This window comes from Pedobacter sp. AK017 (genome assembly GCF_014200825.1).
Classification (GTDB): Bacteria; Bacteroidota; Bacteroidia; order Sphingobacteriales; family Sphingobacteriaceae; genus Pedobacter; species Pedobacter heparinus.
Genome location: NZ_JACHCW010000023.1, coordinates 56,166 through 70,537, shown reverse-complemented (window position 1 = coordinate 70,537; position 14,372 = coordinate 56,166). Strand labels below are relative to the sequence as shown.

Here is a 14,372-nt window from a genome sequence, read left to right as displayed (position 1 = left end):
CCAATTCAACCTGAGGGTATAACGGTTATATTTATTGCTAAAAAGTGGTGAAATGAGATTGCTAAAAATTGATGAAAATAAATTTGCTATTTACAGCGTAGGCCTTTGACGATTAAAATACTGGTGGGTTTATATTTTAATTTTTTCGGATAGCTTAAAGATATCGTAGGCTACTTTTTGGATCAGGTCTATCTGTTCAGAAATAATAACCTCATCCTGAGAGGTTTGTTTCAGGGTACTTATATTTGTCCGGATGAGCGGTACATTACTGGTTTGTTCCTTGTTGGACAGCAAATTTTCTGTAGCCAGATTTAAAAGGTATGTGGTATTTTGAACTATAGGTTTCAGGTCGTCAAAATTAGCGACTATAAAAGCATGTTCTTTTTTATACAGTGATAATGTTGCAATGTAGGAAGAGAAAAGATGGTTTAAGGCAGTAAATTGGTGCAGCTCTTTGATCATCAACTGTTTACTTTTAGGCTCTGAAAACATGCGTTGAAAAAGCGAGGCCAGATTGGCCGTTGCTACATACACTTCTTTACGGGCTACTTTGTAATTGGTGAGGTTATGTACTTCATCAATATACAACAGTACAACTTCTTCAAAATACTTTATGTTTGCTTTCAGTGTATCCAGCATGGCTTCTTTAAGCTTTTCATGTTCCCAGTTGGGAAACAATGAATAACTGGCCAGCAAGGCAATACCGGAACCGATCAGGGTATCATAGATTCTTTCTCTGGCAATGGACAGACTTCCCATGCCAAGGAAATCAAACAGGACCAGGATATAGGGAGTCATGAACAGTACGCTGACCACGTAATTTTTACGCTGGAAACTATAGGCCCCAATCATGCAGAAGAGCAGGATAACAAACAGCGTATTTTTATCCTGAACATATACAAGGATGCCCATTCCGATAAATGCGCCGACCACAGTACCGATGATCCGTTCATAATTGCGTTGTTTGGTTAAACTAAAACCAGGTTTTGAGATGACAAGGATGGTAAGCAGGATCCAGTAGCTATGGGAAAGGTTCAGCGTTTTGGCGACAATGAAGCCGATAAGCATGACAATGGCCACACGGAGGGAATGCCTGAATGTAGAAGAGTTGAATGTTATATTTTCATATAACAATTTTGGGTCGATGCTTTGCCTGGTCACGAATTTCTCTATTTCTATTTCCCTGGCTTTGAGATTTTTCTTTTCTTTTTTATTGAAATAACTATTGATGGTCTTTACACGGGACAGGATGTTCTCTATGTTAACTTCTATGTTTTTTAAGGCGATAATACCCAGTGTACTGTATTTTCCATCTGTATTTTTACGTTCGAGCCAGGTAATCTGGTTTTTTAACCTTTCTACGTCCCTGATCAGCGAAGTTGGCAGACTGGGCGTGCCCCCGGTTTTTAAAGCGAACGCAATATCATCCAGTTCATCTGCTATTTTTTTGATCACCGCTTCATAATGCCTTAAAATGCCGGAAGAATCGAATTGCTCATGCAATTGTTTATAGTTGTAATAGGTAGACATTACCTGTTCAAAAAGGTCGACCATGTCGACAAAAACCAATAGGAGAAAGCGGCCTTCAGGGGTAGAATCCCTTACAATTTCGCGGGTTTTAAACAAAACTTCCCTAACGGCATCCTGTTTTTCATGTACAAGGACCTGCAGCTGCAGGAGCTCGGCATAATTATCGTCATAATCAATATTTTTGTGATAAAACCTGGCTTTTGCCCTTAAAAAAAGACTGACTTCATGGATGGAATCACTCAATGTTTGCTGAACCAGCCGATAGGGGCGTATCCTGTAAAAAAAATAGCTCAGTCCGGTATACCAGATACTGCCCAGAAAAATAAGGCCCGACGAAAAAAGTACTTCCTGCCATGGACGGATATCGTCTATACTTAAAACCATGATCAGTAAGGCTGATGTACCAATTGAGGCGGCCCGGAGACCATATAGAAAGAACATCGAAAAGACAAAACTGAACAGCACAATGAGGATTGCGGTGAAATATATATTACTGTTGGTTAAACCTACAACGATAAAGATCAAGGTGATCAGCGCAGTGGTAATCAGCATTGCGTTTCTGCGGTGCACAATTGGGCCCGGCGAATCTACCACACTGGCGCATAATGCACCCAGTGAAACTGTCATGCCGTACTGGAGGAGACCGAATTGTGCAAATATCAATGAAGGACAGAGTACGCCAAGTGTAATGCGAAGACCATCAGCGAAATAAGTACTTAATAAAAAATCATGAATACTTCTGACGGGACGATTAAACATATTGCAAATTTATGTATTAAATACATCAATTATTTGACCATTTAAAGTAGTAAGATCGACATTTTTTGGATATATTTAATTTATATGACAAATATAAATTACAGCAGTAATGGGACAATATATTAGTCACATAATTAATATTAAGATAATTAATTATGTTAAAAGAAGACTTAATATTTTTAACCTCACTGTTAAAAATATATCGTAAACGATACGCATCAAAGATGCAGGAAGTCGATAATATCACCCAGATAATCAACAACATCGACCAAATAATAACAACAAAAGCATACATCGTATAATAACAAAAATAATGATCAGAGATGGCTAAAACATGGCTATTCGTATACGAATACGTAGACGCCGAAACGGGCGAATATATAACAAAACAACAAGTAGAAAACGAATATAACAAAAAACAATACAAAACAGAAGCAAAATACAATGGAAAATACAACATTAAAAAAGTCACCTACATATGTAGGAAGTGCGGGAAACAACTCGGACTATGGTGACATGTCAAAAAACGAAATAACCTTCGAAAGAAAAAAAGTAGAAGGAACACCATTCGTAAAAATATGGTCAAAACAACATGGATGGGCAGCAGGAATAGCAGAACATAGAATAACACAATGGTTTGAAACAGAAGAAAAACTGGACAAAAAACTAAAAGGAACAACAGCAGGTAAACTAGATTGGGACTTACTAACAGGGTTCGTAAGTATACTAATAGAAAAAACAGAAGACCTGAAAAAACAACAAGAAGAAATAGTTAAACGAAATAACGAACAAATATGAAAAGAGAACTAGGTGGCGGCCGCATAGGAAGCGGCAACAAAATGGAGGTAAACATAGAAGGTTACGGAAGAAGCACACATAACCTAAATACCACCGTAAAAACAACAATGGCCATAGGAACACTACTACCTATACACAACTCGCTAATACTAGCAGGAGACACAAGGGAAATAGACTTAGACGCAATGTTAATGACACACCCAACAGAAGGGCCATTATTCGACAGTGCAAAACTACAAGTAGACGTATTCAAAATAGACATACGACTATGGGTAGCAAAGCTACACATGAACCTTCTGGAGAAAGGATTAACAATGAGTGACATCAAATTACCACTCATAGAATTCAAAGCAAACGACATAGATTGGACAAAAGACCCAAATAACCAACAAACAAACCCAAGCAGCATATTCAGATACCTGGGCATTAACGGGCCGGGACAAGGTAACGGCACAACAACACCAATGAGATACTTTAACGCATTACAATGGTTAATGTATTGGGATATAGTAAAAAATTACTATGCAAACAAACAAGAAACAGACGGCGCAGTAATAAGCGCAAAACCAGTAATCACAACAGTAACAGAAATATTCATAAGAAACTACGGGGAAGATACAGAACTACCACCAAACGCAGGAAGCGAAGAAATACCTATAGAAAGAGCTACAAGTATGCTAATATACTACGTAGGCGAAGCACCAGACCCATTCGAAATAATAATATCATTAGAAGGGGAGGAAGCTATAGCAGGCGAAATGTTCTATTCAATAACAGTACAACCTGCAGCAATAATACTAACATACCCAAAAAGAGAATACACACACAACACAGCTAACTTCTGGAAATATATACCAGAAGACGCGCCAAGAATGCCAAAGATAGTAAACTTCCCATTAAAAAACCTAGACGATATAAAAATGGATGTGCTGGCAGCAATAAAAAGTACAGAACCATTCATAATAGACGAAACAAGCCCAGCACCATTCGGACTATCACTAGGACTAAACGGAAGCACATACAGAAAACTAAGCTCACAAGAAGGATTAGCAATAAAAACATACCAAAGCGACGTACTACAAAACTGGCTAAATACAGAATACATAGACGGAGTAAACGGAGTAAACGCAAGATCAGCAATACAAATAGACGGAGACGGAAAATTCACAATAGACAACCTACTAATCAAAGAAAAATTATACAACTATCTAAACAGAATCGCAGTAGCAGGAGCAACAGTAGACGACATGATGGAAGTTACATACGATGTAACAAACAGAACAAGATCAGAAATACCAACATTCGAAGGCGGAATGAGCAAAGAACTGATATTTGAACAAGTAATATCAAATTCAGCAAGCGAGGAACAACCATTAGGAACAATAGCTGGACGAGGCAAAACAGCAGGACACAAAGGCGGAAGAATAAGAATAACAAACGACGACACACAACATGCATACTACATGGTCATCGCAAGCCTAACACCAAGACTTACCTACACACAAGGTAACAAATGGGATACAAACTTAAAAACATACGATGACTTCCACAAACCAGCATTCGACCAAATAGGATTTCAAGCACTCCTAACAGACAATATGGCCTCATGGGATACAAAAGTATCAGGCGATGGAACACCAGTGTTTATGGAAGCGGGAAAACAACCAGCATGGACATGGTATCAAACAGAAATAGATAGAGCATTCGGAAACTTCGCAGAACAAAAAAGCGAAGGCTGGATGATATTCGACAGAAACTACGAAGCAAACGCTACAACAAAAAGAATAAAAGACCTGACAACATACATAGACCCAGCAAAATACAACGGAGTATTTGCCTACGAAGCCAGAGACGCACAAAACATATGGGCTCAATTCAGAATAGAAGACAAAGCAACAAGAAAAATGTCAGCAAATCAAATGCCAAAAATGTAAAATATGTATAGAAAAAAAATAAGGTCGACTACAAGTCTGACCGTAAACGAAAGCGTAGAAGGAGAATCAATAGAAACCAGAATCGAAAGATTAATGGCAAACGGAGATGAAAATCCAGAAACTAAAGAATTAATATTCACCAGAAAAGAAGATGGTGTAATAGGGGGCTTCGACATAAGACACGACTATTGGGACGAAGCCTATGAAAAAGCAAGCGAAATGGCAATCAAAGACAATGAAATGGATGCACAAAGATTAGAAAGGAGAAAACAAACTATACAAGAACAAAAAGAGATCAACAAAAAAATAAGAGAACAAGCAAAAAATGCTCTAAACGAAGGTAAAAATCAAGGCCAAGAAGGCCAAGATGGAGTATAGTGCGACCAAGCAAACACTGCTGATTAACAGCGAATTAACAAGCGGTACGCACATATACTATATTATCAAGTAAGGCGTACCGCTTTTTTTAGAAAAAAAAGCGGAAAGGAAAATAAAATGAAATCAACAATAAACACATACGATTACATCAAAGGAATCGACAACAACCAAGACCAACAAGAAGTAACAGAAATAATCGAACAAATAAAAGCAATAAAATTCCTACAACACATCGACGATGAACTAATAACAGCAACAGACAAATACATAATCAAAATAAAAAAAATAAACTAACATGGCATTCGGAATGGATCAAGTCGCCGGAGCGGCGAACGGAATAATTGGACAAGGGATGAACATGCTGTTCAGTGGCTGGCAAGACAAACGACAACTGAAACAGCAACAAAAACTAACAGACCAACAAATAGCTGCACAAAAAGACCTGGGAACATTCAACAGGGAACAAGCAATGAAAATGTGGAAAGACACAAACTACGCAGCGCAAGTAGCAGAAGCCAAAAAAGCAGGAATGAGTATCAGCGCACTATACGGAGGAACAGGAGCAAGCGGCGCAACAGCAGCAGGAGCAGGAGCAGGAAGCGTGACAGGAGGACAAGCAGGAGACCCAAATACAGGAGTGGGAATGGGAATACAAATGGCAAGCCAACTGGCACTACAAAAAGCGCAAAAAGAAAACATAGAAGCAGATACAGAAAACAAAAAAGCAGAAGCAGCAAACAAAGGTATAGATACAGAAATCAAAACAGCGACAAAAGAAGATTCAATAAAACAAATAGTAGAAAACGCAAACAAAACAATGTCAGAAGCAATAATAAAAGCTAACGACCAAACAATAAGTGATCTTACAATGAAAGATCAAATAAAACAAGTTACAGAAGAAACATTAAGTAAAATATTAGGAAACAAAGAAAAAAGCCAAGACATAAAACTAAAAGAAGCAGAAACAGCAATAAAAGAATTCGAGGCAAACATGGCAAAAAGTGGACTATCACCAAACACACCGTGGTGGGTGAAAGCACTAACAGAACTAGCAGACAAATACGGACTAAACTTCTTAAAATAAAATGTGCTACTTCCCAACACTAATACAGAACAAAAAATACACACCAAACAAAAAAAATGGCGGGATAATACCCGCCATATACGATAAAAGGGTACTAGCAGTACCCGTAGGGTGTGGGAACTGCATGGAATGCAGAAAAGCAAAGGCAAGAGAGTGGCAAGTAAGACTACTCGAAGATGTAAGACACAACAGAAACGGAAAATTCATAACACTAACATTCAGCAACGAAAGCATAAAAAAATTAGCAAAAGAAGTAACACAAAAAGAAACAAAAATAAAAGAAATAGCAAGACAATACGTAGACAAAAACGGAAAACTAAGAACAAGATACAAATACAGAACAATAACAGAAGAAATAATACTAAAAGGATACGAAACAGACAATGCAATAGCAACACTGGCAACAAGACGTTTCCTGGAAAGATGGAGGAAAGATCATAAAAAAAGCCTAAGACATTGGTTCATAACAGAACTAGGACACAAAGGTACAGAAAACGTACACATGCACGGTATAGTATGGACAGACGCAGAAGTAAAAGAAATAGAAAAAAAATGGGACTACGGATATATATGGATAGGAGAAAAACAAGGTAAAAAAATAAAAAACTACGTAACAGAAAAAACAGTAAACTACATAACGAAATACGTACAAAAAATGGATTTCGACCACAAAGAATACAAACCAAAAATACTAACAAGTGCAGGAATAGGAAGCGGATACATGGAAAGAATAGACTGCGAAAACAACAAGTACAACGGAGAAAAAACAAGAGAATACTACGTAACAAGAACAGGCCACAAAATGGCACTACCAATATACCTGAGAAATAAAATATACAGTGACGAAGAAAGAGAAAAACTATGGCTTAATAAATTAGACCAAGAAATAAGATACATAAACGGAGAAAAAATAGACATAAAAAACGGATACGAAGGATACTGGAAAACATTAGAACACTACAGAAGAAAAAACGCTACGCTAGGATACGGAACAGCAACAAAAGACTGGGATAGAAAAAAATACGAAGAAGACAGGAGAAACCTACTAACACAAAAAAGAATAACCGCAACAGAAAAAATAGAATACGAACCAGAATGGATAAGCAATGAAAGCTTAATATGGGGAAAACCAGACGATAGCTGGTTATACAATTAAATGCTCCGCAGGCCGGGGACTGCCCCCCGGTGGGCAGAGAGTGTTAATCAAAAATAACCATGAAGCTTTAAATACTTCAAAAGAAAAGCAAACGCAAACAACAACACTACAGCAAAAAAACAAGCAAGCCAATAACCAAGAACACCAAAAAATACTCTAACAAACCATTTCATAATAATAAAAATTAAATAAAAAATAAATGTAAAAAAAATTTGCAAATATACAAAAAATTCGTATATTAGATGTATGGAAAAAAACACAAAAATGGTAGAAAGCAGCAAGGCTGAAGAAACCAAAAGAAAAGCAAGCATAAGCTACACTATTAAATCACTAAGCGACAACGTAAAAAAACTCGATGAAGCAGAAATGTTAACAACTGAAGAAAGAGATAAAATAAACGAAATAAGAGACTTAGTACTAGCAAGATACATCAAAAAAACATTCAATTAACTAAAGAAAATGAAATTACACGAAGCACAAGTAGGAACAAAGTTCCAATTCATAGGACAACACAAACAAACTTACCAGGTAATACAAAACTACAGATTAGGAGTACAATACATAAACATAAAAGGTAAAACACTAAAAGATAGTGGATATAATGGAGCAAACTATTATAAAGAAATAATAAATGTCCTATAATTAATATTATGTTAAGTAATAAATTGCATAGTGCCCTATTGGATGTATTTTTACCCTGATTAGAAGAAAATATTAAAACTCTTCCAGCTTTCCCTTTAGTTCCTGAACTTTATCGAGGCGATTTTTTCTGGTATAGATCTCAATCAGTAACTGCACGGTCGCTTTATCATTCTGATTGATCTCGTGTGCCTGCAGCAGTGCAATCTCAGCTCTGTTGATATAAGAAATAAATTTCTGATTGCGTTCTGACTTTCCTGATCTGAGTGCTTCATTTGCCGAGTTGATATATACAATACCCAGCTGATATAAGGCATCAAAATAATTTTCATCTAATCCCAGGGCTTTATTATAAGCCAGCTCTGCAGTGCTGTTATTGGATTTATGCTGTTGTAAATATCCATACAGAAAATACAACAATTTATTATTGTTCTCTACTTTGAGTGTAGACTCAATCACCTGCATGGCTTCGGTATACTTTTCATTGTCGAGCAATAAATTGATATAATCATTGGTTAGAAAAACATTATAAGGATTTACTTTAATACCTTCTTCCAATGTACGGATGGCGAGTTCATGTTCAAATTTAGAGGTATAAATATTGGCCATGTTTTGAAAGACAACCGGATTTTTAATCCCGTTGTCCTTCGCTCTTTTGAAATATACCAGTGCTTTATCGTAAGACTGATTATTTTGGGCAGACAATGCCGTATTTATGGCCAGAGTTGTGTCTTTGGGCAATAAATCACTTACTTCTTTAAGTAAATCATAAGCAGCTGCAAAATCACCATTTGCATAAGCTGTATTTCCCTTTTTTTGTTTCCTTATGTTCACATTAAAGGCTGCAGCGTCAATTAAACGATAATTTGCCTGGAATTTATCCAGTTTTCTTGCCGAATCGGTAGCCTGTACGGCAAAATTGTAGTATTTATCAGCATTGCCTTCATCTGTATCTATGATAGAGATATAAGAACTTAAATAAGCTTTAATTGCCCAGGTTTCAGGCCATTTTTTTGTTTTGTTGTCATTTTGAGCAGCATCTGTTGCCTTAATCCCCTCTCCCAGTATTGCCAGTTGTTTTTTGGCGTCTTGTTTGGCATTTATCGCTACCTGCAGTTTACCTACACTGTTGCGTGCAATCTGAAGCTGACTTTTTTGGGCGAAAGCAATGTTGCAACTTAATAAAACCAGGAATATACTACTAACTAATGATATCTTACTCATACAAAAAGTGTTCTTGATACAAACTTATAAAAAAAAAAGAGGGATAAAAATTACCCCTCTTTTTAATCCCTTATTCTGATGAATTATTTCTTTAACTCGGCGAGTTTTTTATTGACTACTTCATAGTTTACCTTATCATCTTTAAAAAGATAGATGATTTTCAGGTTTTCCAATGCATTAACATTTTTAGGATCTAACTCTAAAGCGGCTTTATAATAAGGAACCGACTGATCGATCAGCTTGGTCATCTTAGCACCCATTTCATTAAATTCTTTAGTTTTTTTAACATCTAAAGCATTTCTTTTAGTCTGGATCTCCAATGCCTGTTTATAATAGGTGTCGCCCATTAAATATTGATAGATTGCATTTTTAGGATCTTTGGCAATCAGCTTTTGCAGCATTTCCTGAGATTTTGCAATGTCACCTTTTTTAATGTAAAGATCTGTCTCCATTCCAATAAAATAAGAATCGTCAGGATATTTTGCAGAAGCCTCTTTTAAAAGGTTTAGTCCGGCAACACTGTCCTTCATTTTTTCGAAGGTGATGCTTACAATTTCAGAGTACAATATTTTTGAATCTTTATAGTTCAGGTCTATTGCCTTTTTAAAATTCTTAACTACCTCGGGATAATTCTGCAGTTCTTTTGCAGTTACACCGGCATTTACATACATAGTAGTGTCGTTCGGACTCTTAGCAGTGATCTCATTAAAGGCTTCCAGGGCTCCGGCAAAATTCTTTTTGTTAAAAGCATAAATTGCCCTGTTCCTGAGTGCATTCTCTACGTTTACACTTGCTGTTTCAATGTTCTCTTTTTCTGTCCCTTTTTCATCTAAAGATTTTGCTTTGGCAATTGCTTCTTCAGCAATCTTCTGGTTGGCTTTGGCATTGTTCTGGTCAACTGAATCCACTAAAGCAATCCTTGATGCAAACAAGGCCCTATATGACCACGCATCTGGTAAATTTTTAGATTTTTCATCGGCAATAGCTTTGTCCGTATGCGCTAATCCACCATTCAATACCTTTAAATGGTCGGCCAGGGTTTTCCCTGAGGTTACAGCCAAAAGATTCCATGCTTTCTTGGCCTCATTAATTTCACTTTTCTGAGCGTTTGCATATGAGGTAACACCTACAAACAATATACCTAAAAGTACCTTTTTCATTTTTCTATAATTTGTTCAACAATTATTATTTATCGGCATTTAAGAGCATTTAAGCCCGGTTAATTATCTTCTTCTTCGCTGGCATCTTCATCAGCATCTCCCTCCTCTTCGTTCTCTTCTTCAGCAGTTGGCTCCTCTGTTATTTCCTCTTCAACCTCACCTGCCGGTTCACCATCCACTACTACATGGCTTTCTGTTTCCTCAACTTCTTCGTCTTCATGTTCAATTCTGGCAACTGAGGCAATTTCATCGTTACCTTTCAGGTTAATCAGCCTAACACCCTGTGTTGCCCTGCCCATTACCCTCAATTCACTTACCACAATCCTGATTACGATACCGGATTTGTTAATGATCATCAGGTCATCTGCGTCGGTAACACTCTTTATAGCTACCAGGTTACCTGTTTTGTCAGTAACATTAATGGTTTTCACACCTTTACCACCCCGGTTGGTAACACGGTAATCCTCTATATCTGTACGTTTACCATAGCCTTTTTCGGAAACTACCAGAATCGTTGCTCCAGGATCATCCACAGCAATCATGCCAACCACTTCATCTTTTTCATGAGCAAGTGTTACGCCCCTTACGCCCGTAGCAGTTCTGCCCATTGGTCTCACTTTCTCTTCATTGAAACGAATTGCCCTTCCTGAACGTAAGGCCATCACTATTTCACTTGAGCCTGTAGTTAAACTTGCTTCCAGCAACTGGTCACCCTCATTGATGTTAATGGCATTGATACCATTTACCCTTGGTCTGGAATAAGCCTCCAATGAGGTTTTCTTAATCGTTCCCTTTTTGGTACACATAATGATGTAATTGTTTTCCAGATATTCCTGGTCCTTCAGGTTTTTCACCTTGATAAAGGCCTTGATTTTTTCTTCTTTAGGAATATTGATGATGTTCTGGATCGCCCTTCCTTTGCTTAACCTTGTGCCTTCAGGAATTTCATATACCCTTAACCAGAAACAGCGGCCCGTTTCGGTGAAGAACAACATATAATTATGGTTAGAGGCGATCAATAAATGTTCAATGAAGTCTTCATTTCTGGAATCACTACCCTTTGAACCTTTTCCGCCTCTACCTTGTGTGCGGTATTCTGTAGCAGGGGTACGTTTGATATAGCCTTCATGAGAGATAGTGATCACAACTTCTTCATCTTCGATGAAATCTTCCATGCTCATATCTTCGGCTGAATGCACAATGGTCGTTCTGCGCTCATCTCCGTATTTCTCCTTCATCTCCGTCAGCTCATCCTTGATGATCTGCATACGTTTACTTTCATCATCTAAAATAGACTGTAAGTATTCAATGGTTTTCATCAACTCATTGTATTCGTCTTTGATCTTATCACGTTCCAGACCTGTCAGCCTGCGCAGGGTCATGTCCAGGATAGCTCTTGCCTGAATATCGGAAAGGCCAAATTTCTCCATTAACCCGGTACGCGCATCTTCGGGCGTATCTGAGCTACGGATCAATTTGATGACTTCATCTAAATGATCTAATGCAATGAGTAAACCTTCTAAAATGTGTGCACGTTTTTTGGCTTCAGCCAGTTCAAACTTAGTTCTGCGAACCACCACCTCATGCCGGTGTTCCACAAAATAATGGATCAGGTCTCTCAGGTTTAACAATTGTGGCCTTCCCTTCACAAGTGCAATGTTATTTACACTGAATGAGGTTTGTAAAGCGGTTTGCTTAAACAGGTTGTTTAAAACAATAGAGGCATTTGCATCTCGCTTGATCTCATAAACGATACGGATACCATCTTTGTTAGATTCATCTTTGATATTCGAAATGCCTTCCAGTTTTTTCTCACCAACCAGTTCTGCAGTGCGCTCAATCATCTGGGCCTTGTTTACCTGGTAAGGTATCTCCGTTACAATAATAACTTCACGATCTTTTGCTGCTTCAATTTCGGCCTTAGCACGCATTACGATACGACCACGACCTGTTTCAAATGCTTCCTGAACACCTGTATAACCGTAAATAATAGCTCCTGTAGGAAAATCAGGCGCTTTGATGAATTTCATCAGCTCTGCTATAGTGATTTCATTGTTATCGATATAAGCTATAGTCGCATTGATGGTCTCGGTAATGTTATGCGGGGGCATATTGGTGGCCATACCTACCGCAATACCTGATGAGCCATTGATCAGCAGGTTGGGTACTTTTGAGGGAAGAACGGTTGGTTCTTGCAGAGAATCGTCAAAGTTTAGCTGAAAATCAACCGTATCTTTGTTGATATCTGCCAGCATATCTTCGGCAATTTTCTGGAAACGGGCCTCTGTATAACGCATAGCGGCCGGAGAGTCGCCATCGATAGAACCGTAGTTACCCTGTCCTTCTACCATCAGGTAACGCAGGCTCCATTCCTGGGCCATCCTTACCATGGTATTGTATACCGATGCATCACCATGTGGATGGTACTTACCCAATACCTCTCCAACAATACGTGCAGATTTTTTATAGGGTTTATTGTTTGCTAATCCCAGATCGAGCATACCGTACAATACACGACGGTGAACTGGTTTTAATCCATCCCGCACATCGGGTAAAGCCCTCGATACGATAACCGACATCGAATAATCGATGTAAGCTGACCGCATCTGTTCGTCAATATCAATTCTGATTATTTTGTCGTTTTCCTGATTTTCTAAATCTTCTGCCATAAATATTAATGTTCCTTAAGAACGCTTTAAATGTGGTATTCTTATAACCTTGCGAATCTAATAAAAAATGCGCCATAAAGGCGCATTGTGGAAAAATTTTAACCTATAAATTTTAGCTTTTTTCAGGCATTTAAGCCCATATTATTCCCTTTTTGAGCATACTTAACGTATAAGCCTCGGGACTTCCCGGAAGGGCCTGATAATTATAGGTCCATTTGGCCATTGGTGGCAGGCTCATTAGGATAGATTCGATGCGGCCGTTGGTCTCCAGGCCAAATTTGGTTCCTGCATCATAAACCAGGTTGAACTCTGCATATCTGCTTCTGCGCAAATATTGCCATTCCTGTTGCTGGGCTGTAAATTCTTTATCCCTGTTCCTTTCTATCAGTTCCGTATAAGCTGGGATAAAGGTATTGCCAACAGCTATGGAAAAATCAAGCAGCTGATCGAAGGTCAGGCCCGTGTTTTCAGGCTTTAGCCTGTCGTAAAAAATGCCGCCTACCCCCCTGGTTTCCTCCCGGTGCTTAATGAAAAAATAATCGTCTGCATTCTCCTTAAATTTAGTATAAAATGCCGGGTCGAAAAGATCGCAGGTTTGCTTGAGTAAATGGTGAAAGAACCTTACATCGGTATCAATGAGATAATGGGGTGTTAAGTCTATCCCCCCACCAAACCACCTGGTCTGTTCATCCATTTCAAAATAACGGATGTTCATGTGAATAATGGGCACATGAGGATTGGATGGGTGCATTACAATTGATACACCGGTTGCGAAAAAATCATCATTTTCGACTTTAAAAGCCTTTTTTACAGCATCGGGTAATTTTCCATGCACAGCAGAAAAATTGACGCCCCCTTTTTCTATTACATTTCCATGCTGCATAATGCCGGTCCTGCCACCGCCCCCACCTTCGCGTTCCCAGATTTCCTGTTCAAATTTTGCCTTTCCATCAGCCAGTTCTAAACTGCTGCAAATCTCATCCTGAATTTTTTGATAGGCCGCTACTACTTTATCTCTAAACACCATTTTTTAAAACTAAG

General features: G+C 38.2%; 11 protein-coding genes. 6 read left to right on the top strand and 5 right to left on the bottom strand.

The features are described 5' to 3' along the window. Positions 1 to 129: 129 nt before the first annotated feature. Positions 130 to 2,289: an FUSC family protein gene (locus HDC92_RS23335; RefSeq protein WP_015807983.1), complete on the bottom strand. Its 2,160-nt coding sequence runs from the start codon at positions 2,287 to 2,289 to the stop codon at positions 130 to 132. 444 nt (positions 2,290 to 2,733) lie between these two features. Between HDC92_RS23335 and HDC92_RS23330 the strand changes: the two genes are divergently transcribed. The 6 genes from HDC92_RS23330 to HDC92_RS23305 all read left to right on the top strand — a co-directional run bounded on the left by HDC92_RS23330 (position 2,734) and on the right by HDC92_RS23305 (position 8,089). Next, a complete protein-coding gene (locus tag HDC92_RS23330; protein WP_183877310.1) occupies positions 2,734 to 3,087 on the top strand; it encodes a hypothetical protein in 354 nt (117 codons plus the stop codon). Next, positions 3,084 to 5,021 carry a major capsid protein gene (locus tag HDC92_RS23325; RefSeq protein ID WP_183877309.1) on the top strand — a complete coding sequence of 646 codons (1,938 nt, stop codon included), beginning with the start codon at positions 3,084 to 3,086 and terminating at the stop codon, positions 5,019 to 5,021. Before HDC92_RS23330 ends, HDC92_RS23325 begins: the two co-directional genes overlap by 4 nt. 3 nt (positions 5,022 to 5,024) lie before the next feature. After that, positions 5,025 to 5,399, top strand: a complete 375-nt coding sequence (locus HDC92_RS23320) for a hypothetical protein (RefSeq protein ID WP_183877308.1) — start codon at positions 5,025 to 5,027, stop codon at positions 5,397 to 5,399. A gap of 295 nt (positions 5,400 to 5,694) precedes the next feature. Then, positions 5,695 to 6,483: a hypothetical protein gene (locus HDC92_RS23315; RefSeq protein ID WP_183877307.1), complete on the top strand. Its 789-nt coding sequence runs from the start codon at positions 5,695 to 5,697 to the stop codon at positions 6,481 to 6,483. Position 6,484: 1 nt separating this feature from the next. Beyond that, positions 6,485 to 7,639, top strand: coding sequence for a hypothetical protein (locus HDC92_RS23310; RefSeq protein WP_183877306.1), 1,155 nt, complete (start codon positions 6,485 to 6,487; stop codon positions 7,637 to 7,639). A gap of 246 nt (positions 7,640 to 7,885) precedes the next feature. Next, entirely contained in the window at positions 7,886 to 8,089 is a 204-nt protein-coding gene (locus HDC92_RS23305) for a hypothetical protein (protein ID WP_183877305.1), read from the top strand. Positions 8,090 to 8,353: 264 nt separating this feature from the next. Here the strand turns inward: HDC92_RS23305 and HDC92_RS23300 are convergent, their stop codons facing one another. From HDC92_RS23300 to hemF, 4 genes are all read right to left on the bottom strand, one after another. Further along, positions 8,354 to 9,502: a tetratricopeptide repeat protein gene (locus HDC92_RS23300; protein ID WP_183877304.1), complete on the bottom strand. Its 1,149-nt coding sequence runs from the start codon at positions 9,500 to 9,502 to the stop codon at positions 8,354 to 8,356. An 83-nt stretch (positions 9,503 to 9,585) separates the two neighbouring features. Beyond that, on the bottom strand, positions 9,586 to 10,662 hold the full coding sequence (locus HDC92_RS23295; protein WP_015807981.1) for a tetratricopeptide repeat protein: 1,077 nt from the start codon (positions 10,660 to 10,662) through the stop codon (positions 9,586 to 9,588). 59 nt (positions 10,663 to 10,721) lie between these two features. Further along, the gene (gene gyrA / locus HDC92_RS23290) at positions 10,722 to 13,331 is read right to left on the bottom strand and encodes a DNA gyrase subunit A (RefSeq protein WP_183877303.1); all 2,610 of its coding nucleotides are present in this window, start codon (positions 13,329 to 13,331) and stop codon (positions 10,722 to 10,724) included. Between the two features lie 130 nt (positions 13,332 to 13,461). Further along, positions 13,462 to 14,358 carry an oxygen-dependent coproporphyrinogen oxidase gene (hemF, locus tag HDC92_RS23285; protein WP_183877302.1) on the bottom strand — a complete coding sequence of 299 codons (897 nt, stop codon included), beginning with the start codon at positions 14,356 to 14,358 and terminating at the stop codon, positions 13,462 to 13,464. Between the last annotated feature and the right edge of the window lie 14 nt (positions 14,359 to 14,372).

Excerpts from the sequence above, each read along its gene's own strand:
- HDC92_RS23320 (WP_183877308.1), top strand. The coding sequence starts at position 5,025 with ATGTATAGAAAAAAAATAAGGTCGACTACAAGTCTGACCGTAAACGAA.
- HDC92_RS23315 (WP_183877307.1), top strand. The coding sequence starts at position 5,695 with ATGGCATTCGGAATGGATCAAGTCGCCGGAGCGGCGAACGGAATAATT.
- HDC92_RS23310 (WP_183877306.1), top strand. The coding sequence starts at position 6,485 with ATGTGCTACTTCCCAACACTAATACAGAACAAAAAATACACACCAAAC.
- HDC92_RS23295 (WP_015807981.1), bottom strand. The coding sequence starts at position 10,662 with ATGAAAAAGGTACTTTTAGGTATATTGTTTGTAGGTGTTACCTCATAT.
- HDC92_RS23305 (WP_183877305.1), top strand. The coding sequence starts at position 7,886 with ATGGAAAAAAACACAAAAATGGTAGAAAGCAGCAAGGCTGAAGAAACC.
- HDC92_RS23300 (WP_183877304.1), bottom strand. The coding sequence starts at position 9,502 with ATGAGTAAGATATCATTAGTTAGTAGTATATTCCTGGTTTTATTAAGT.
- hemF (WP_183877302.1), bottom strand. The coding sequence starts at position 14,358 with ATGGTGTTTAGAGATAAAGTAGTAGCGGCCTATCAAAAAATTCAGGAT.
- HDC92_RS23325 (WP_183877309.1), top strand. The coding sequence starts at position 3,084 with ATGAAAAGAGAACTAGGTGGCGGCCGCATAGGAAGCGGCAACAAAATG.
- HDC92_RS23335 (WP_015807983.1), bottom strand. The coding sequence starts at position 2,289 with ATGTTTAATCGTCCCGTCAGAAGTATTCATGATTTTTTATTAAGTACT.
- gyrA (WP_183877303.1), bottom strand. The coding sequence starts at position 13,331 with ATGGCAGAAGATTTAGAAAATCAGGAAAACGACAAAATAATCAGAATT.
- HDC92_RS23330 (WP_183877310.1), top strand. The coding sequence starts at position 2,734 with ATGGAAAATACAACATTAAAAAAGTCACCTACATATGTAGGAAGTGCG.